General features: G+C 70.5%; 16 protein-coding genes. 9 read left to right on the top strand and 7 right to left on the bottom strand.

Annotated features, from left to right (window positions below; all coding sequences use genetic code 11):
• Positions 1-130: 130 nt before the first annotated feature.
• Positions 131-688 carry an inositol monophosphatase family protein gene (locus ABZW32_RS09525; RefSeq protein WP_356213539.1) on the bottom strand — a complete coding sequence of 186 codons (558 nt, stop codon included), beginning with the start codon at positions 686-688 and terminating at the stop codon, positions 131-133.
• 140 nt (positions 689-828) lie between these two features.
• Between ABZW32_RS09525 and ABZW32_RS09520 the strand changes: the two genes are divergently transcribed.
• Both ABZW32_RS09520 and ABZW32_RS09515 read left to right on the top strand, forming a co-directional pair.
• Positions 829-1,734: a LysR family transcriptional regulator gene (locus tag ABZW32_RS09520; RefSeq protein ID WP_356213536.1), complete on the top strand. Its 906-nt coding sequence runs from the start codon at positions 829-831 to the stop codon at positions 1,732-1,734.
• 194 nt (positions 1,735-1,928) lie between these two features.
• Positions 1,929-2,225 carry a hypothetical protein gene (locus ABZW32_RS09515; RefSeq protein ID WP_356213533.1) on the top strand — a complete coding sequence of 99 codons (297 nt, stop codon included), beginning with the start codon at positions 1,929-1,931 and terminating at the stop codon, positions 2,223-2,225.
• A gap of 104 nt (positions 2,226-2,329) precedes the next feature.
• Here ABZW32_RS09515 and ABZW32_RS09510 read toward each other — a convergent pair whose 3' ends face one another.
• The gene (locus ABZW32_RS09510; RefSeq protein ID WP_356213530.1) at positions 2,330-2,671 is read right to left on the bottom strand and encodes a HopJ type III effector protein; all 342 of its coding nucleotides are present in this window, start codon (positions 2,669-2,671) and stop codon (positions 2,330-2,332) included.
• A gap of 284 nt (positions 2,672-2,955) precedes the next feature.
• Between ABZW32_RS09510 and ligA the strand changes: the two genes are divergently transcribed.
• A complete protein-coding gene (gene ligA / locus ABZW32_RS09505; protein ID WP_356213696.1) occupies positions 2,956-5,040 on the top strand; it encodes an NAD-dependent DNA ligase LigA in 2,085 nt (694 codons plus the stop codon).
• 275 nt (positions 5,041-5,315) lie between these two features.
• Positions 5,316-6,284 carry an SGNH/GDSL hydrolase family protein gene (locus ABZW32_RS09500; RefSeq protein ID WP_356213527.1) on the top strand — a complete coding sequence of 323 codons (969 nt, stop codon included), beginning with the start codon at positions 5,316-5,318 and terminating at the stop codon, positions 6,282-6,284.
• Positions 6,285-6,345: 61 nt separating this feature from the next.
• Here ABZW32_RS09500 and ABZW32_RS09495 read toward each other — a convergent pair whose 3' ends face one another.
• Entirely contained in the window at positions 6,346-6,609 is a 264-nt protein-coding gene (locus ABZW32_RS09495) for a hypothetical protein (RefSeq protein ID WP_356213524.1), read from the bottom strand.
• Between the two features lie 263 nt (positions 6,610-6,872).
• The gene (locus ABZW32_RS09490) at positions 6,873-8,678 is read right to left on the bottom strand and encodes an alpha/beta fold hydrolase (RefSeq protein WP_356213521.1); all 1,806 of its coding nucleotides are present in this window, start codon (positions 8,676-8,678) and stop codon (positions 6,873-6,875) included.
• 394 nt (positions 8,679-9,072) lie between these two features.
• On the opposite strand from ABZW32_RS09490, the gene fabG reads away from it, so the two are divergent.
• Positions 9,073-9,867, top strand: a complete 795-nt coding sequence (fabG, locus tag ABZW32_RS09485; protein ID WP_356213518.1) for a 3-oxoacyl-ACP reductase FabG — start codon at positions 9,073-9,075, stop codon at positions 9,865-9,867.
• 474 nt (positions 9,868-10,341) lie between these two features.
• Here fabG and ABZW32_RS09480 read toward each other — a convergent pair whose 3' ends face one another.
• Entirely contained in the window at positions 10,342-10,950 is a 609-nt protein-coding gene (locus ABZW32_RS09480) for an ester cyclase (RefSeq protein WP_356213515.1), read from the bottom strand.
• 64 nt (positions 10,951-11,014) lie between these two features.
• Positions 11,015-11,389 carry a DoxX family protein gene (locus tag ABZW32_RS09475; protein ID WP_356213512.1) on the bottom strand — a complete coding sequence of 125 codons (375 nt, stop codon included), beginning with the start codon at positions 11,387-11,389 and terminating at the stop codon, positions 11,015-11,017.
• Positions 11,390-11,505: 116 nt separating this feature from the next.
• Between ABZW32_RS09475 and ABZW32_RS09470 the strand changes: the two genes are divergently transcribed.
• Positions 11,506-11,985 carry a MarR family transcriptional regulator gene (locus ABZW32_RS09470; RefSeq protein WP_356213509.1) on the top strand — a complete coding sequence of 160 codons (480 nt, stop codon included), beginning with the start codon at positions 11,506-11,508 and terminating at the stop codon, positions 11,983-11,985.
• A 674-nt stretch (positions 11,986-12,659) separates the two neighbouring features.
• Positions 12,660-13,073, top strand: coding sequence for a peptidoglycan-binding domain-containing protein (locus ABZW32_RS09465; RefSeq protein ID WP_356213506.1), 414 nt, complete (start codon positions 12,660-12,662; stop codon positions 13,071-13,073).
• An 864-nt stretch (positions 13,074-13,937) separates the two neighbouring features.
• Here the strand turns inward: ABZW32_RS09465 and ABZW32_RS09460 are convergent.
• Complete coding sequence (locus tag ABZW32_RS09460; RefSeq protein WP_356213504.1) at positions 13,938-14,312, bottom strand: hypothetical protein; 375 nt, start codon at positions 14,310-14,312, stop codon at positions 13,938-13,940.
• Between the two features lie 684 nt (positions 14,313-14,996).
• Here ABZW32_RS09460 and ABZW32_RS09455 point away from each other — a divergent pair.
• Entirely contained in the window at positions 14,997-15,209 is a 213-nt protein-coding gene (locus ABZW32_RS09455; RefSeq protein ID WP_356213501.1) for a hypothetical protein, read from the top strand.
• Entirely contained in the window at positions 15,196-16,596 is a 1,401-nt protein-coding gene (locus ABZW32_RS09450; RefSeq protein ID WP_356213498.1) for an amidase, read from the top strand. The genes ABZW32_RS09455 and ABZW32_RS09450 overlap by 14 nt, the downstream gene beginning before the upstream one ends.
• The last annotated feature ends 17 nt before the right edge of the window (positions 16,597-16,613 follow it).

The following is a 16,613-nucleotide window of genomic DNA, read 5'->3' as shown; positions in this document are numbered from 1 at the left end:
ACCGTCAGTCACGTTGGGCGCGGGCGGGTGAGGAATGGCCGGGCGAAGCGTCCATCCGACCGAGCGGGCCGTCTTGACGGATGGAGCCTCCACCGCTCCGAGGAGGGGAAGGCGGTGTGCCGGTCCGGGGTCAGCGGGTGAGCGTGGCGACGGCCGTCGCGTGGACGCCGGGCGCGGCGGCCAGGAAGCCTGCGCTCTGCGGGGTCCAGGGGCGGCCTTCGGTGTCGGTGATCCGTCCGCCGGCCTCGGTGACGAGGAGCGCGCCGGGCAGCAGGTCCGCGCGGGCGCCGGCGAACTGCCAGAAGGCGTCGATGCGGCCGGCGGCCACGTTCGTCAGGTGCAGGGTGGCGGTCACCGCCCACTCCGGCAGCGCGTGCAGGTGGTTGACGTTGCCCTCGGCCGGGTCCACGACCCACCACTCCCCGGACGGCAGCGCCCCGCCGTCCAGCTCGTCCTCCACCCAGCCGGCGTCCGGGCGCAGAGCCGTGAGGCGGGGCCGCAGGATACCGAGGGCCGTGTCGTCATTCGCGGCGAGCGCGCCCATCAGCTCCTCGCGGCTCTCGTAGCGGACCACCTCGCCGAACCGCTCGCGCAGCGCCGAACCGGCCTCACGCACGGCGGCCGCGGTCCGGTCGAGCAGGTCGGCGTCGGAGAGGGCGGTGTCAGGGGTCTGAAGGGTTGCGGACATGGTGGTACTCCCTTCTGGGCAAGGGGTGTTGACGAAGGTCTCGGGCCGGGCCGTGCGTTCCGTCCTGCGCCGTGGTGATGACGCTACGCATCCCCTCCGTTAACATCAAATGCATGTCAAGCACGTCCGGGATTACTCCCATGCAATTGGATTTGAATCTGCTCACCGCGCTCGACGCGCTGCTGGAGGAGGGCAGCGTGGCCGGGGCGGCCGCACGCCTGCACGTCACCGCCCCCGCGATGAGCCGGAGTCTGGGCCGCATCCGGCGCACGACCGGGGATCAGATCCTGGTGCGCACCGGCCGCACCATGACCCCGACGCCCTACGCGATCGCCGTCCGGGAACAGGTGCACGAGCTGCTGCACCAGGTCCGGGGCGTGCTGGCACCCAGCCGTGAACTCGATCCGGCAACGCTGGAACGCACCTTCACACTCCGCTGGCACGATTCCCTGGTCGCCCTCAGCGGCCCCGCGCTGCTCGCGGCCGTACGCGGACAGGCGCCGGGCGTGCGACTTCGTTTCGTCGCGGAATCGAGCACCGACACCCCCGAACTGCGACGCGGCGAGGTCGACCTGGAGGCGAACGCCAACCACCCGAGCGCACCCGACATCCGCGCCGAGCGCGTCGGCGAGACCCGCCTCGTCGCCGTCGTGAGGCAGGGACACCCCCTCACCCGCGCCCGAAGCATCACCGCAGAGCAGTACGCCGCCGCCGAACACGTCACCGTCTCGCGCCGCGGAAACCTCAGCAACGCCCTGGACGACGCCCTCGGCCGGCTCGGCCTCACCCGCCGCGTCGTGGCGGCCGCCCCCACGGAAGCGGCGGCGCTGGAGTTCGCGCGCGGCACCGACCTCCTGATCAGCGTCCCCGAAGTCACCACCCGCACCTCGGCCGCCGACCTCGGCCTGGTCGTACTCCCCCTGCCGCTCGAACTCCCCTCGGCACCGGTGTACCTGTCGTGGCACCAGCGCTACGACACCGACCACGCCCACACCTGGCTGCGCGCACTGGCGCGAACCGCACTGGCCGCCTGCGGAGCGTCGTAGCCGCCGCACGGCCCCTTCACGACGTGCTCAGCTTCACGCAAGCAAAGCTCGACATGCTTCCGGGTCTGCGCCGCCGACCTCGATCCGCACCTCCGACTCGCGTCCCAACCGTCAGAAAGTCCTGCCGCGTGTACTAGGATCCGCCGCTAGCGTCACTCGATCGACTGTTGCTCACCCCATCGACAGGAGGCCCGATGATCGGCGTGCTCGTGACTTTCACGCGGACCGACAAGTTTGATCGTGCAACTCTCGCAAAGACCGCCGGTGAACTCCGAGCGCCGTTCGAGGGCATGGCCGGCCTTCGCTTCAAGAGCTTCATGCTCGACGAAGACGGCGTTCACGCAAGGAACTTCTACGTGTGGGACGACGAGGAGAAGGCCCGTGCCTTCTTCACGAAGGAGCTCGTCGACAAGGTGACGGGGATCTACGGCGCCCCGCCCACCATCGAATACCTCGACATCGTGGGGTTCGTCGACAACTCCGGCACCTGACTCCCGAGGAGCCTGCCGCACGAACCCCCGCTGCCGCCGCCCCTCGACCTGCGCGACTGGCTGCTCAAGGGCGCCCGAGGGCCACCTCGCCCGGAATCGGCTGCTCAGCCCTTGCGGGTCAACGGCTGCCCGGCGAAGCTCACGCCGTCCAGGCCATGGGCGATGAGGTTGCGGATGTTGCCGTGATCAGTGTCGTTCGGCGTCGCCAGCACACTGCGGTAGTGCTCGCCGAAGGCCAGCAGCGCCTCCTGGTCGCTCAGCCCTTCCAGCAGGGCCAGTCCCAGCGTCTTGCAGGAGCCCTCGTTCGTACCCGCGGCATTCTCCAGTTCCCCGTTGCGGAACGCCTGTGGCTGGTATGCGTAATGCGCGGCGACGAAGGCCAGGGTGTCGGCGAACTCGTGCTCACCTGACGCAAGGCTTGCCCGCAGCGAGTTCAGATCAGTCATGTCGGTCCCCTCGGGTTGACCGGACGACCGATTGCCGTCCGTGACCGGACGACAATAACCCCCTCAAGGCCGGCCGGTAACGAGCAGCATCTCCGCAGGTCAAGAAGTGCATCTGTACGATCCGCCGAGAGCCGGTTCCGGTCCGGGCGATCGACCGCGAGGGCGGTGCCGATTAGCGGGCCGTCGCGGTTGCCCACCTGTGCCGCGGACGGGTCGCTCGCGTGCCGCGGCAAGGCGGCGTCGGGCGGCGTCGGGCGGCGGCGTTGTCAGTGGGGGGCAGGATGATGACCTTCATGACCGAAAACAGTTCCCTGCCCTCTCCCGCCGCCTACGTGGAGGCCGTGACCACCGCCCTGGCGGCGTCGGCCGCGTACTACGGCGACGGGACCACCCCGCTCGGTGACGACGAGTACGACGGGCTGTTGCGCGCCATCGCGGCCTACGAGGAGGCCCACCCGGACGAGGTGCTCGCCGAGTCGCCCACCGGGAAGGTGGCGGGCGGGGCCGTGCAGGGCGACGTGCCGCACTCGGTGCCGATGCTCTCCCTCGACAACGTCTTCGACGCCGACGAACTCGCCGAGTGGGCCGCAGGGCTGGAAAGGCGTCTCGGGCACCCCGTGGCCGCGTGGTGTGTGGAGCCCAAGCTCGACGGCCTCGCGGTGGCCGCCCGGTACCGGAGCGGCCGGCTCGTCCAGGTCCTCACCCGCGGCGACGGCCTGGCCGGCGAGGACATCACCCACGCCGCCGAAGCCGTCCTCGGTCTGCCGCCCGTACTCACCGAGCCGATCGACGTCGAGTTCCGAGGCGAGGTGCTGCTGACGACCGCGCAGTTCGAGGAGGCCAACCGGATCCGGCTCGCCCACGAGGCCACGCCCTTCGCGCACCCGCGCAGCGGGGCGGCCGGCACGCTGCGCGCCAAGGACCGCCCCTACCGGATCGAGTTGACCTTCTTCGCCTACAGCGCGATCGGCCTGGAAGACCTCGGCCACGCGGCTCTGCTGGAGAGGCTGGCCGCGCTCGGCGCGAACACGGCCGCCGGCTCGGCCGCCGCCCCGATGCGGTGCGAGACCGTGGAGCAGGTGCAGGAACGAATCGACGTGATCGCCGGCCTGCGCGCAGACCTGCCGTTCGGGATCGACGGTGTCGTCGTCAAGGCCGACACGGCCGAGGACCAGCGGCAGGCCGGCAACGGCTCGCGCGCCCCGAGGTGGGCGGTGGCCCGGAAACTGGCGGCCGAGCACACGGTGACGCGCCTGCTGGCGGTGGAGTGGAACGTCGGCCGGACCGGGATCATCGCCCCACGTGCGGTCCTGGAGCCCGTCGTCATCGACGGGGTGACGGTCACCTACGCCACGCTCCACAACCCCTCCGACATCACCCGTCGCGGGCTCATGATCGGCGACCAGGTGTTCGTGTACCGGGCCGGCGACGTGATCCCCCGGGTCGAGGCGCCACTGGCCGACCAGCGCACCGGCGCCGAGAGCCCGATCGCCTTCCCCGAGGCGTGCCCCCGCTGTGGCGACGCGATCGACACCTCCGAGCAGCGGTGGCGGTGCGTGCGCGGCCGGAGCTGTCAGGCCGTGGCCTCGGTGATCTACGCGGCGGGCCGGGACCAGCTCGACATCGAAGGTCTCGGCGGCACGCGCACGATCCAGCTGGTGGAGGCGGGCCTGGTCAAGGACGTCGCCGACCTGTTCACACTGACCCGCGAGCAGCTCCTCGGTCTGGAGCGGATGGGTGAGACCAGCGCCGCCAACCTCCTGGCCGCGATCGAGACCGCCCGCGGGGCCGCGCTGAGCCGCGTGTTCTGTGCCCTGGGGGTCCGCGGCACCGGGCGTACGATGTCCCGCCGGATCGCCGCGCATTTCGGCTCGATGGCCGCGATCCGGGCCGCCGACGCGGACGCACTGGCCGGGGTCGACGGCATCGGCACCGAGAAGGCCCGCGTCATCGCGGCCGAACTCGTCGAACTCGCCCCGCTCCTCGACAGACTCCAGGCCCAGCAGGTCGGCACACAGGTCACCGAGCCGCACAAGCCCGCGACGGAAGCGAACGACGCGACGGAAGCGAACGACGCGACCGACGCGAACGACGGCGAGGACTCGGCAGGCGCCCCGCTGGCCGGACAGGCCGTCGTGGTGACCGGCTCCATGACCGGCCCCCTCGCGCTGTTGTCCCGGAACGAGATGAACGAACTGATCGAGCGGGCCGGCGGAAAGGCGTCGTCGTCGGTGTCCAAGCGCACCACCCTCGTCGTAGCGGGAGAGAAGGCCGGCTCCAAGCGCACCAAGGCCGAAGAACTGGGCATCCGCATCCTCGACCCCGAGGAATTCGCCGTCCTCGTCGCCGCCCTCCTTCCCGCCACCTGACCATCGCGGTCCGCCGGTGATCGAGAACAAGACAGCCACCGAGAAGAGGTGTTGCAGCCGGGACCCTCGCGGTCGATCAAGAACCTTCCCGTGCTGCGCACGAACCGCGCAGCAGCGGTCACCAAGAGGGGTCAAGCGGTCGACACGCTGAACCCCCGTCACCCGCGCGGGGCGCACCCCACCACACTTGGTGACTGTCTGTATTGTATCTAGCGCACACGGTAACTCTCCGCTTAGGGTCAAAGCGATATCAACACCGTATCCATGGAGAAATCGTGACCCGCTTCCGCACTCGTCTGGCCCTGCTCGGCTCGGCCGCAGCTCTCACCGCAGGCGCCGCCGTCCCCGCCCAGTTCGCCGGGGCGCACCCCGCCGCCGCGGCCGAGCAGAAGCAGTGGGTCGCCCTGGGCGACTCCTACACCGCCGGCGTCATCCACGCCGCGGGCAACACCTTCGAAGTCCCGCGCGACGGATGTGAGCGCACCGACCGGTCCTACCCCCAGGTCGTCGACCGCGATCTCGGCGGCCTGTTCGAGCTGACCAACGTCAGCTGCGGCGCCGCCACCGTCGAGAACGTCACCGACACACCCCAGCACCCGATCGGCCGTCACCTGCCGCCCATCTCCGAGGACCCGGACTACCCCTTCCCTCCGGTTCCCCCTCAGTCTGCGGCGGTAGGCGCGGACACCGACGTCATCACCGTCGGAGTCGGCGGCAACTCCCTCGGTTTCGCCGACTTCCTCACCAAGTGCGCGCAGCTGGGCGGCGAGAACGACGGCAAGGGCACCCCGTGCAAGGACGCCCTGGCCGCCGGCGTCCCGAACCGGCTGAAGACCGTGCGCCATGCATACGACCGGATGCTCGCGGTGCTCCACCAGCGCGCCCCGCACGCGAAGATCCTGGCCGTCGGCTACCCCACGGTCATCCCCAAGGACGTCTCCAAGTGCGGCTTCGGCGACCTGACCAAGTTCGGCACGATCACCCAGGGCGACCTGGCCTGGTTGCGCCACGACGTCCTGGAACCCCTCAACAAGGCCATCGACGACTCCACCGGCACGCAGGACGCCGCCGGCTTCGTCGACCTCTACGCCTCCTCCCGGGACCACAGCGTCTGCGACGACAGGAAGTGGGTCGAAGGCTTCGTCACCCTCCCCGACCAGCTGTCCTTCGTGCACCCCAACGCCCTCGGCCACCGCAACGCCGCCGACCACGTCGAGGAAGCGATGCTGAACACCATCAGCTGACCCGAACCCGGTCGACGACCCCGCAGCGGACCGGCCTCCGGCACCGGCCGGAGGCCAGGGTTCAGGGCGTGTCGCCTTCCCAGCGGAAGGGGCCCTGCGGGTCGGCTTCGGAAGGGCTGTACAGGGATCGGCCGCCGGGCCCGTACAGCCCGCGGTCGGTGATCAGGAGTACGCCCTCCGCCCACTCCCGCAGGGACAGGCTGGTCACGTCGAGGAGCTGACCGTCCAGGGGGCCACCCGCCAGCCTCACGTACACCCGGCCCGGAGCGGGCCGGACCACGTGGCCCTCGTCGCCGCAGTACACCCGGTCATCAGTCGTGCTCATCCCTCCGCCTGCCCTCTCCCGCCCCGGGTCCACCGCCCCGAGCGTCAATCCCCGTAGTCCACTTCCTGTGGACGGCCGGCAGGGGAACGCCAGACCGCTTCGGGCCATCATCGCGTACCCGGGCGGCCGGGTGCGTTCGGGCCGCGTACCGGCGGAGGCGGAGGGCGGGCCCGCAGCACGGGAGGGGGCCCTGGCGACCCCGTACGGCAGCCCGCCGCACACCGATCGGCGGGCTGCCGTACGGGCGGTGGAGCCCCGGGGTATCAGCCCAGCGGCAGCTCCAGCCGGGCCTCGCTCCCGCTCACGGAGCCGACCGTGGTGGTGGTGAGGGCGGGGAGGTCCGAGCCCGCGTAGGAGTACAGCGGGTCACGGCTGTTGACCACCAGGGCGAGGCGGTGACCGACCGGCAGGTCGTAGGAGACGGCCTGGAGGTACCAGACGAGGGTGGTGTCGCCCTTCGGGGTCAAGTCGGTGGCCGTGTACGGCTCGTGGGTGATGATCCTGGCGGTGCCGTTGGGGGCGACGTCGTACAGGTATGCGACCACCGTGGCGGCGTCCACGCTGCTGCGGATGGTGAGCCGCACGGTGGCGGCGCCCCGGATCCGGCGGGCCACCTCACCGGAGCCGGTCAGCGGGTCGGTCGACCAGACCAGCAGCTGGTCGCGCTCGAACTCCGCGAACTTGTACGTACCGGGGTTGCCGAACCACTCCCGCTGCCCGGCCTTGAGCAACTCCCCGGCGATGGAGGAGGTCAGGGCGCCGGCCTCGAAGTCCCGCGACCACCCGACGGCCGGCTTGTCGGTCAGCGAACCGTCACCGGCCTCGCCGGCACCGGTGAGGTACCAGGTCTCGCTGCCGGTGGCGGCCTCGTACCAGGACGCGTACGTCTCGCGGCGCGCCGGGACGGTGATCCGGTCGGTGTCGCCCGGGTTGGCGACCGTCTGGTAGGTGAACATGCTCTGGCTGTTCACCGCCGGCCAGTTCGGCACGTCGTTGGCGACGCCGAGCAGATGGTGGTCCAGCCACTCGTAGGCCTCCTGCGTCGGCACGGCCAGCCCGGGGAACGGCACCCCGGGCACCAGCCCGGCCAGGCCGGGGCCCTCGGGGGCGCCGTGGTCGCCGATCCACAGGTTCAGCCGCTTCGGCACGGTCAGCCGCTCGAAGAGGTCGAGCACCGGGTTGACCGGGAACAGCGTCTCGTGCCAGGTGTTCGAGATGAACGTCGGGATGCCTCGCGCGTTCGTCTGGTCGACGTACGTCTCCGGGGAGCGCTCGGTGCCCCACTCGACCACCTCGTCGAGGTTCCGGCCGCTCAGGAAGTCCTTGAGGACCTGCTGGGTCCTCTCGTCGAACTTCTTCTCCAGCGGGCCGCCGGTGAAGTCGATCAGCGCCTGCACGGCCTCCAGGTGCCGGGTGCCGTTGTTGTACAGACTGGTGGCGAGGTTCCCCCAGGTGCTCAGTGCGACTACGGCGTCGACCCGGCCGGCCGGGTCGTGCGCGGCGATCAGTTGGCTGATCCCGGAGCCGTAGGACTCGCCGAGGAAGCCGATCCGGCTGGGCTCGAGGGACTCCTGCGCGTAGTCGATCACGTGCGAGCCGTCGGCCCAGTCGTTGGGCCCGGCCACGTCGACGAACCCCTCGGAGGTCGACGGCCAGCCCTCGATGCCGATGCCGCGCGGCGAGTAGGCGAGCACGTGGTAGCCGCGCTGCGCCAGCTTGAGGTACGAGTAGAGAAAGGGCAGCCAGCCGAACGGGTTCCAGCCGGCGGGCACGATCACCACGGGACGCGGGGCGTCGCCGTTCAGCCTGATCCTGAACGCGGACAGCCGGGTGCCGTCGTGCGTGACGATCCGGGGAAGCGTGAAGGTGCCGATTCGCTGCACCTCGGCCACCAGCTCCGAGAGCTCCGGCGGGAGTTCGACGCCCTCCTCGCCCTGGAGGGAGGCGAGCAGCGCCCTGGACACGTCGACGACGGCCTGGCTGACGCCGTGGCCCGGGCCCCAGATGCCGTTGGTGGCGATGTCGGTGAGCGTCGCTTCGGTGACCGACGGAGTCTGGTCACTGGTCATTCGGAACCACCTTCTCTGTAAACGGATGCCGATCGCATCGTGATCAGATCGGTGAGAACCAAACCGATACGGCGGCACTATTCACCAGAACCGGTGATGTTGTTGCAATATGCACCCTCACATGCCTCACCTACGCTAAGCACCATGAACCTGGCGCTCCACCCCTGAGCGCACGGCCCACGAACGGCGGCCGTACGGCCTGCACGTACAGGGCGGTTCATGAGTCCTTCGGTGGTTCGGTGGTTCGGTGGTTCTGTGGTCGCAGGTGCGGGCCACCGATTCGCCCGTTCGGGGGTGGAACGCTCCCCGCCCTCCGGACATCTCACTACGGTGGTCACCGCCCCGACCGATCCGACGTCGGGATGCGGACCGACGGCACGGCGAGGTACGGCACATGACGATGACCCACTGGCACGACCGGTCCGTGATCGTGACGGGCGGGACGCGGGGCATCGGGAGGGGGATCGCGGAGCTGTTCGCGCGGCGCGGCGCGGCTGTCGTGTTGACGGGCCGTACCGCGTCGGTCGCCGCCGAGGTGGCGCGCGAGGTCGCCGAGTCCACCGGGGGCCGGGTCTGCGGGATGGGCGTGGACCTGCGGGACCCGCAGGCGATCGAGGACATGGCGGCCGAGGCCGAAGACCGCCACGGGCGGCTCGACGTGCTCTGCGCGAATGCGGGCATCTTCCCCGAGAAGCCGCTCGGCGAGATGACGGCGGCTGATGTCGACGAGGTCCTGGCCGTCAACCTGCGCGGGACGATCCTGGCGGTCAGGGCCTGCATGCCCGCCATGCGACGGGCGGGCCGGGGCCGCATCGTGCTCACCTCGTCGATCACCGGTCCCACCACGGGTTACACGGGATGGTCCCACTACGGGGCGAGCAAGGCCGGGCAGCTGGGATTCCTTCGCGGTGCTGCTCTGGAGCTGGCCCCGTACGCCGTCACGGTCAACGCCGTGCTGCCCGGCAACGTCCGCACCGAGGGTCTGGCGGCACTGGGCGAGCCCTACCTGCGCCGGATGGCGGCCTCGATCCCGCTGGGCCGGCTCGGGGAGACCGCGGACATCGCGCACGCGGTGCTCTTCCTCGCCTCGGACGAGGCCGCGTTCATCACCGGCCAGACCCTCACCGTCGACGGCGGCCAGACCCTCCCGGAGTCCCTCGACGCCTTCACTCCCGCCACCACCCACTGACCGGGCCACCACCCGGCCGCCGGGCCGGCGGCCGCTGCGCCGGAAGCCGCCCCGGCTCCGTGTCGGCGCGGCGGCGAACAGCCGCGGGTGACCATCGCGCAGGAGTACATCCGGGTCCTCCGCGCCCTGACCATGCCGTCCGGTCTCCCGGTTACGGGGTTGTCGGGTGCCTCGTGCGGCCCGCAGCCCGGTGGGGTGGTCACCGATGAGTCTGGTGGCGATCACGATGGCGTGGATGACGGAGACGCCGTGGTGGTCGGCGATCTCCTGGGCACGCTCGGGGGACAGCCCGTGGACTGGGGCGAGGAGCTCTTCTGCGGTGGGACCGGGCATGCCGGGATTCTCGCAGGGGACCGCAGCCGACGGGGCAGGGCCCGCTCTCCCGCCTCAGGCGCGGCTTCGGCGGGTGGTGGGGCAGGGGGCCTCGTCGTCGCGCGGTCCGGTGGTTCCCGCATCGCCGGGCCACGCAACGGGTCAGGCGAGGCCGAGCTGCTTGTAGAAGGTCTGGTTGTCCCAGAAGAGGAACTCCTCTTCCATGACTCCGGCCTTGTTCCAGATGCCGACCGTGACCATGTTGACGGAGAACTTCTTGCCGGTCGGCTGGATGAAGCCGCCCTTGCCGTCCGGCATGGGGCGGGTGAAGGTGCCCTGCATGACGCCGGTCACCGAGGTGAGGTTGCCCTTGGCGATGCGGTTCGGGTGCTCGGTGATGTGTGTGTCCGGCGCCCAGGTGAACTGGTTCTTCATGTCGGCGATGTGCCGGTCGAGGCCGTCCGTGTAGTGGCCGTCGGGCCAGTGGACGCGGATGTTCTTGGCGTGGCTCTCTTCGATCCGGTCCCAGTGCTGGCCGGAGTAGATGTTGAGGTCCAGGTCGTCGAAGGTCTTGAGGTTCCTGCGCTCCTCGTGGGTGAGGTTGGTCGGCCAGGACGACTCGGCCTGCGAGGTGGAGGCCGGGTCTCCGAGGGGTCCCGGGGTGCTGGCGGCCGGGGCTGCCAGGCCGGTTCCCGTGGCTACCGCGGTGAGGGCGAGGGCGCCCAGGGCGGCGGCGCCCGCGCCCTTCAGTACGTTGCGGCGGTTGATCATGTCGAACTCCTTGACTACGAGATCACGCTGGGGGAGGGCAGAGAGGACAGGGAGGGGGCGGGGCTCAGAAGGCGTAGGGGCCGAAGCGGCCCCAGGCCACGACGGCGGCCAGGCCGAGCAGCAGCAGGGCGACCAGGAGGGCGGTCGCCTCCTTGCGGCGCAGGTGCAGCGCGGTGGCGCCGAGCATGGTCGCCGCGAGTCCGAGGGCGGCCCAGGCCGCCAGGGCCGGGGCGACGCCGAGCGCGGCCGGGACGATCAGCCCCACGGCACCGAGCACCTCGACGGCGCCGACCGTCTTGACGGCCCCCGGGGAGAAGTCCGCGGTCCAGGCCATGCCGGAGGCGGCCAGTTTCTCTCGCGGCTGGCTGATCTTCATCAGTCCGGCCGCCAGAAACGCGAGCGCGAGGACACCGGCAATGACCCACAGGGCAGTGTTCATCAGGGGATTTCCCATCCATTGACTTGAAACTTCAAGTTCAAAGCTAGCCCGCTTAACTTGAAGCGTCAAGCATCGGGGATTGGATTTAACTTGAAGGATCAAGCTAGGATGGGCCCATGGACACGCATGAGCCCCGCTGGCTGGACACCGAGGAACGGCAGACCTGGCTCTCCCTGGCCGCCATGGTGATCAACCTGTCGACCGCGCTGGACACCCAGTTGCAGCACGACGCCCAGATCAGCCACTTCGAGTACCAGGTCCTGGCCAACCTCTCCGAGGCCCCCGAACGCACCATGCGCATGAGCGACCTGGCGCTCCTCGTCAACGGCTCGCTCTCCCGCCTCTCCCACGTCGTCAAGCGCCTGGAGAAGCAGGACTGGGTGCGCCGCACCCCCGACCCGGAGAACGGCCGCTACACCCTGGCCGTCCTCACCGACGCAGGGTGGGAGAAGGTCGTCGCCACCGCCCCGGGCCACGTCGAGGAGGTCCGCCGCCTCGTCTTCGACCCGCTCACCCAGGCCCAGCAGCGCACCTTGCGGACCATCGGCCACCGCGTCAACCAGGCCATCGACCCCACCGGAACCTTCCCCGAGTGACGATGTGCCCCGCCCGTCACTCCGGCCCGCCCTGCGGAAGGCTCACCGGGAGCCGGGGCGGTACGCGGCGGAGGCCGGGTAGAGCCGGTACGAGCCGGGAAGGCCGTGAAATCGCGGCCAAGTCTGCCGATGGCCCCGGCGGGTTGGTCTTGGAGGTAGGCGCGCAGGCTCGGCGCAGCCAGGACGTACGAGCCGGCTGAGCGGGCGAGGCGCAGGGCGCGGATGAAGTGCTGCTGGGCGGTGCTGCGGTGGCCCCGGTCGACGGCCGTCCAGGCAGCGACGCGGGCGAGTTCCGCGGTCGCGGCCGACCTGAAACCGCACTCCTCGCGGCCGCCCTGGTCTGCGTCTCCGAGCTGCGCGTCGGCCCCCTCGGGGGCCTGTGCCTCCCGCGCCGACCACCTCGCCCGCCACGAAACTCCCGACCATGGGGAACCGGCAGCCCCGCAGCCCGCCTCCTGAGGAGAGACGGGAGGGTGCCGGTCGAGCGCGGCCCTGCCTCTGCCCGCTGCGAGCGCACGCCGCGTGGCGACGGGCCACGCCAACTACTTATATTCGATTGTCAGTTCGAATCTAGCCCGTAAGCTGATCGCCGTCCGGCCCGGTGGCCGGATTCGTTCGGGATGCCACGGGGGGCATCCCGGATCCCTTCCTCCACCCCGCTACGGGAGCACCTCATGAAGCGACGCATCGCCGCACTCGGCATGACCGCCGCATCGATCGCGGCCACCCTCGTCGGTTTCGCCCCGACCGCGAGCGCGGCCACGCCCAACTGCACCAGCGAGACCCGGATCTGGCAGGGCGACTTCTACACCGACGTCCCGTCGACGTCGAGCGGCTCGACGAACTGCGTCCTGCGCAAGGGAATGACCAGTGACGCCGTCTACCGGCTCCAGTACACGCTCTGGGTGTGTAACGGCGCCAACAGCCTGGGCGTGGACGGCATCTACGGCGACGAGACGGCCGGCGCGGTACGCATCTTCCAGGACCGCATGCACATCGGAGTGGACGGCACCTACGGCCCGCAGACCCGCAGCGCCATGTACTGGGTCTTCAACTCCAAGACCGACTGGTACTGCGGCAAGATCTGACCCGCCCCGGCCGGCCGAACGGTGAGCCCGGACGCCCGCCGCCCGAGCGGCGGGCGTCCGGCATCACAGGCGGCCTTCCACCTCTTCGGGCCGATCCGGGGCTGGGGACCGGTGGGCTCGCATGTCCCGGTGTCGCGGGCTCGCGGCCCGGCCCGGAAGGGGCTCGCGCCGAGTGATCCGCGCGAGGTCGGCGGCAGCCGGCAGCCTGCGGGCAGACGCGTCACCCCACCCGTGACCTGCTGTCCGGGCTGGGCGCCGGGGGCATCGTAGGAAATCGTCTTGAGGGCGTCGAACGCATCGAACGGTCGTCCATGGGTCACGTCTACGGCCCAGCCGACGGCCCTTCGGCAGCTCCTGCAACTCGGCCCACCACCACGGCGACATCTCTTCGTGAACGGCAGCGAGTCGCATGAGGTGCAGACGGCCGGCGGCCGGCAGCAGCCGTCGTTGCTACGCCTTGCTCTTGTGGGGTGTGGGCGGATGCGGTGTCTGTGGCGCAACGGCGGTCGCAGCCCGTACGGCGAGGACGCGGTGACCGTGCTACGGGTGATCAAGTCCGCACAGCGGGCTCGGGTTCACGCTGGGGGCGGTCGCCGGGCTGCTTGAGCCGGCCGCCATCGCCGCGACTTCCTGACCTCGTCCAAGGCGCCCCGACCTCACCGGCACGAGCTCGGCAACGGCAGACGCCCGCCCTTCGTCCTCGGGCCGAGGGCGAAGGGCGGGCGCGGGTTCTCGTGGCGGCGCTCACCGACGAGCGGGGTGGGGCGACGCGATCACGGCAAGGGCCGCACGCGGTGCGATCTCGCGCCGTCCTACCCGTGGATCACGCGTGGCCCACGTCCCCCGTGGTCAGGCCGCACTGGTCTAGTAGCCGGTGACGTAGGTCCAGTCGCCGTTCTGCGAGTACGGGACGGAGACGTGGGTTCCCCAGCTGTAGTTGTTCTGGCAGTTGTAGCTGTTGTACACCTTGACGGTGAGGTCGCCCCGCCACCACCAGCCGGAGATCTTGGTGGTGCTGCCCGAGTTGATGTTGAAACAGCCGAGGCTCTCCTCGCCGTTCTGGTTGTATCCGTAGAGCTCGATCGAGTGCCGGTAGCCGGGCGTCGCGTGGTCCGTGTAGGAGATCTGCTGCCCGCTGGAGCCGGCGGATGCCGTACCCGCGCCGGCGAGGATTCCGGTGGCGGCCAGGGCGAGGCTGCCGGCGGCCACGGCGGCGCGTGCGGCGATGTTCTTGGACATACGAAAATGTCCCCCGTTCGGTCGATGACATCGTGTTCATCCGGAGAATTGTTCGATCTCCGAAGGTCTCATGATCAGGATAGGTGATCGCACTGATGTCCTAACAACCTTTTTTCAACGGGGAGTTGGGACCACAGCCACATGCGGGGCCACCGCGGGTCGAACACCGGGATCAGCCTGCGTGCGGCACTGTCGATGCAGGTCGCATCCGTCGTCGACAAGTCCGGGCGCCTGACCGGTTCCGGGCCGCTGCCGGGACGCCGCCCGGAACTGGTCAGGCGCTTGAAATCCATCGGTCTGCAGGGCCGCCAGCAGGGTCAGGGCGCAGGCGCTGAAGACGGCCGTGATGGTCAGGGCGTTCAGGCTCCATCGGTCCTTGTGCGGGGGATGCAGGCGGTGCATGGGGTGCAGCGGCGTCGGCGCACTGGAAGCAGCCCCGGCGGGAAGGCGGCGATCGATACGTCGAGGGGGCCGGGAAGTCGGCGCGGGTGCGGGCGGCGGCGGGGCGCGGGCATGGCGCAGCTGCACCTGACGCGGCGTTGGGCGCGGACTGGACCCCTCCCCGTAAAAGCAATCGTTTTGCTTTAAGCGCCCCTCGGGTCTACCTTCATTTAAAGCAAACCATTAGCTTTAGATGTGCATGCAGTCCTCCGCTCCCGTCCGTCCGACCAGGAGAGAACGCCCATGTCCACTGCCGCCGAACTCACCCCCTCGGAGGCGGCCCGCTGGGCCGACCGCGCCGGGCTCCCACTGCCGGCCGACCGGATCGCCGCAGTCGCCGCCACCGCCAACCACATCCAGTCCGTCGTCTCCGTCCTGCGGGAACTGGACTTCGGAGACACCCCGCCCGCCGCCGCCTACCGCGCCGTAGAGGAGAAGAACGATGCAGCCGTATGAACTGTCCATCGCCGCGGCCGCCGAAGCGATCCGGGCGCGAGAGCTGTCCCCCGTAGAGCTGGTGGACTCCGTCCTCGACCGCCTCGACCAGGTCGAGCCGCACCTCCAGGCGTACGTCACCGTCGCGGCCCACGACGCCCGCCGAGCGGCGCGCGAGGCCGAGCAGGATGTCGCAGCCGGCCGTCTGCGAGGCCCGTTGCACGGCATCCCCATGGGACTGAAGGACCTCATCGACGTCGCCGACACGGCCACCACCGCCAGCTCCCGGGTCCGGGCGGACCACCGGGCCGAGGCCGACAGCACGGTCGCCGCCCGCCTGGCCGCGGCCGGCGCGGTCCTGCTCGGCAAGACGCACACCCATGAGTTCGCCTACGGTCTGACCACCCCCCAGACCCACAACGCCTGGGACCGGGACCGGGTCGCCGGCGGCTCCAGCGGTGGCTCCGCCGTCGCCGTCGCCGCGGGAGCGGCGACCTTCGCGCTGGGCACCGACACCGGCGGATCGATCCGGGTGCCCTCCGCGCTCAACGGGGTCGTCGGCTTCAAACCGACCTACGGCCTCGTCCCCCGCCACGGCGTGACGTCCCTCTCCTGGTCGCTGGACCACGTGGGCCCGATCACCCGCACCGTAGAGGACGCCGCCCTGGTCCTGTCTGCCCTTGCCGGCCACGATCCCCGCGACCCCGCCTCCCTGGCCGCACCCCGCCCCCACTACCGGCCGGACGGCGCGACGGAACTGACGGGCCTGCGCATCGGCGTGCCGCGCAACTACTACTTCGACCACGTCCACCCCGAGGTGGAGGCCACCGTCCGGCTCGCCATCGCCGAGCTCGAGAGTCTCGGAGCGCAGCTCGTCGAGGTCGACATCCCGATGACGCGCTACGTCCGGGCCACCCAGTGGGGCCTGATGGTTCCCGAGGCCACCGCCTACCACGAGCGCACCCTGCGCGCCGTCCCCGAGCGCTACCAGGACGACGTACGGATCCTCCTCGAAGCCGGCGAGCTGATGCCGGCCGGGGACTACCTGCGCGCCCAGCGCTCGCGCACCCTCATGCAGCAGGCCTGGGCCCGTCTGCTGGACGAGGTCGACGTGATCGCCGCCCCGACCGTCCCGGCCACCGCGGTGAAGGCGGACGAGGAAACGATCACCTGGCAGGACGGCACCGTCGAGGGAGCGTCCGACGCCTACGTACGCCTCTCGGCCCCCGCCAACATCACCGGGGTGCCTTCGCTGTCCGTCCCGGTCGGCCACGACACGGCAGGCCTGCCCATCGGCATGCAACTGCTCGGCCGCCCCCTCGGGGAGCGGGTGCTGCTGCGCGTCGGCCACGCCTACGAGCAGACCCGTCCCGCACGCCGCCTGGCGTCGGCCCAGACGACCGCTTGAAGCATCATATTTGCTTT

The sequence above is a fragment of the Streptomyces sp. NPDC004667 genome, from assembly GCF_040609475.1.
Lineage (GTDB): Bacteria > Actinomycetota > Actinomycetes > Streptomycetales > Streptomycetaceae > Streptomyces.
This window is presented reverse-complemented; position numbering and strand designations above follow the sequence as displayed.

Coding starts and splice junctions, on each gene's coding strand:
- fabG (WP_356213518.1), top strand. CDS start 9,073: ATGACGATGACCCACTGGCACGACCGGTCCGTGATCGTGACGGGCGGG.
- ABZW32_RS09470 (WP_356213509.1), top strand. CDS start 11,506: ATGGACACGCATGAGCCCCGCTGGCTGGACACCGAGGAACGGCAGACC.
- ABZW32_RS09490 (WP_356213521.1), bottom strand. CDS start 8,678: ATGACCAGTGACCAGACTCCGTCGGTCACCGAAGCGACGCTCACCGAC.
- ABZW32_RS09460 (WP_356213504.1), bottom strand. CDS start 14,312: ATGTCCAAGAACATCGCCGCACGCGCCGCCGTGGCCGCCGGCAGCCTC.
- ABZW32_RS09515 (WP_356213533.1), top strand. CDS start 1,929: ATGATCGGCGTGCTCGTGACTTTCACGCGGACCGACAAGTTTGATCGT.
- ABZW32_RS09480 (WP_356213515.1), bottom strand. CDS start 10,950: ATGATCAACCGCCGCAACGTACTGAAGGGCGCGGGCGCCGCCGCCCTG.
- ABZW32_RS09465 (WP_356213506.1), top strand. CDS start 12,660: ATGAAGCGACGCATCGCCGCACTCGGCATGACCGCCGCATCGATCGCG.
- ligA (WP_356213696.1), top strand. CDS start 2,956: ATGACCTTCATGACCGAAAACAGTTCCCTGCCCTCTCCCGCCGCCTAC.
- ABZW32_RS09510 (WP_356213530.1), bottom strand. CDS start 2,671: ATGACTGATCTGAACTCGCTGCGGGCAAGCCTTGCGTCAGGTGAGCAC.
- ABZW32_RS09520 (WP_356213536.1), top strand. CDS start 829: ATGCAATTGGATTTGAATCTGCTCACCGCGCTCGACGCGCTGCTGGAG.
- ABZW32_RS09495 (WP_356213524.1), bottom strand. CDS start 6,609: ATGAGCACGACTGATGACCGGGTGTACTGCGGCGACGAGGGCCACGTG.
- ABZW32_RS09525 (WP_356213539.1), bottom strand. CDS start 688: ATGTCCGCAACCCTTCAGACCCCTGACACCGCCCTCTCCGACGCCGAC.
- ABZW32_RS09455 (WP_356213501.1), top strand. CDS start 14,997: ATGTCCACTGCCGCCGAACTCACCCCCTCGGAGGCGGCCCGCTGGGCC.
- ABZW32_RS09450 (WP_356213498.1), top strand. CDS start 15,196: ATGCAGCCGTATGAACTGTCCATCGCCGCGGCCGCCGAAGCGATCCGG.
- ABZW32_RS09475 (WP_356213512.1), bottom strand. CDS start 11,389: ATGAACACTGCCCTGTGGGTCATTGCCGGTGTCCTCGCGCTCGCGTTT.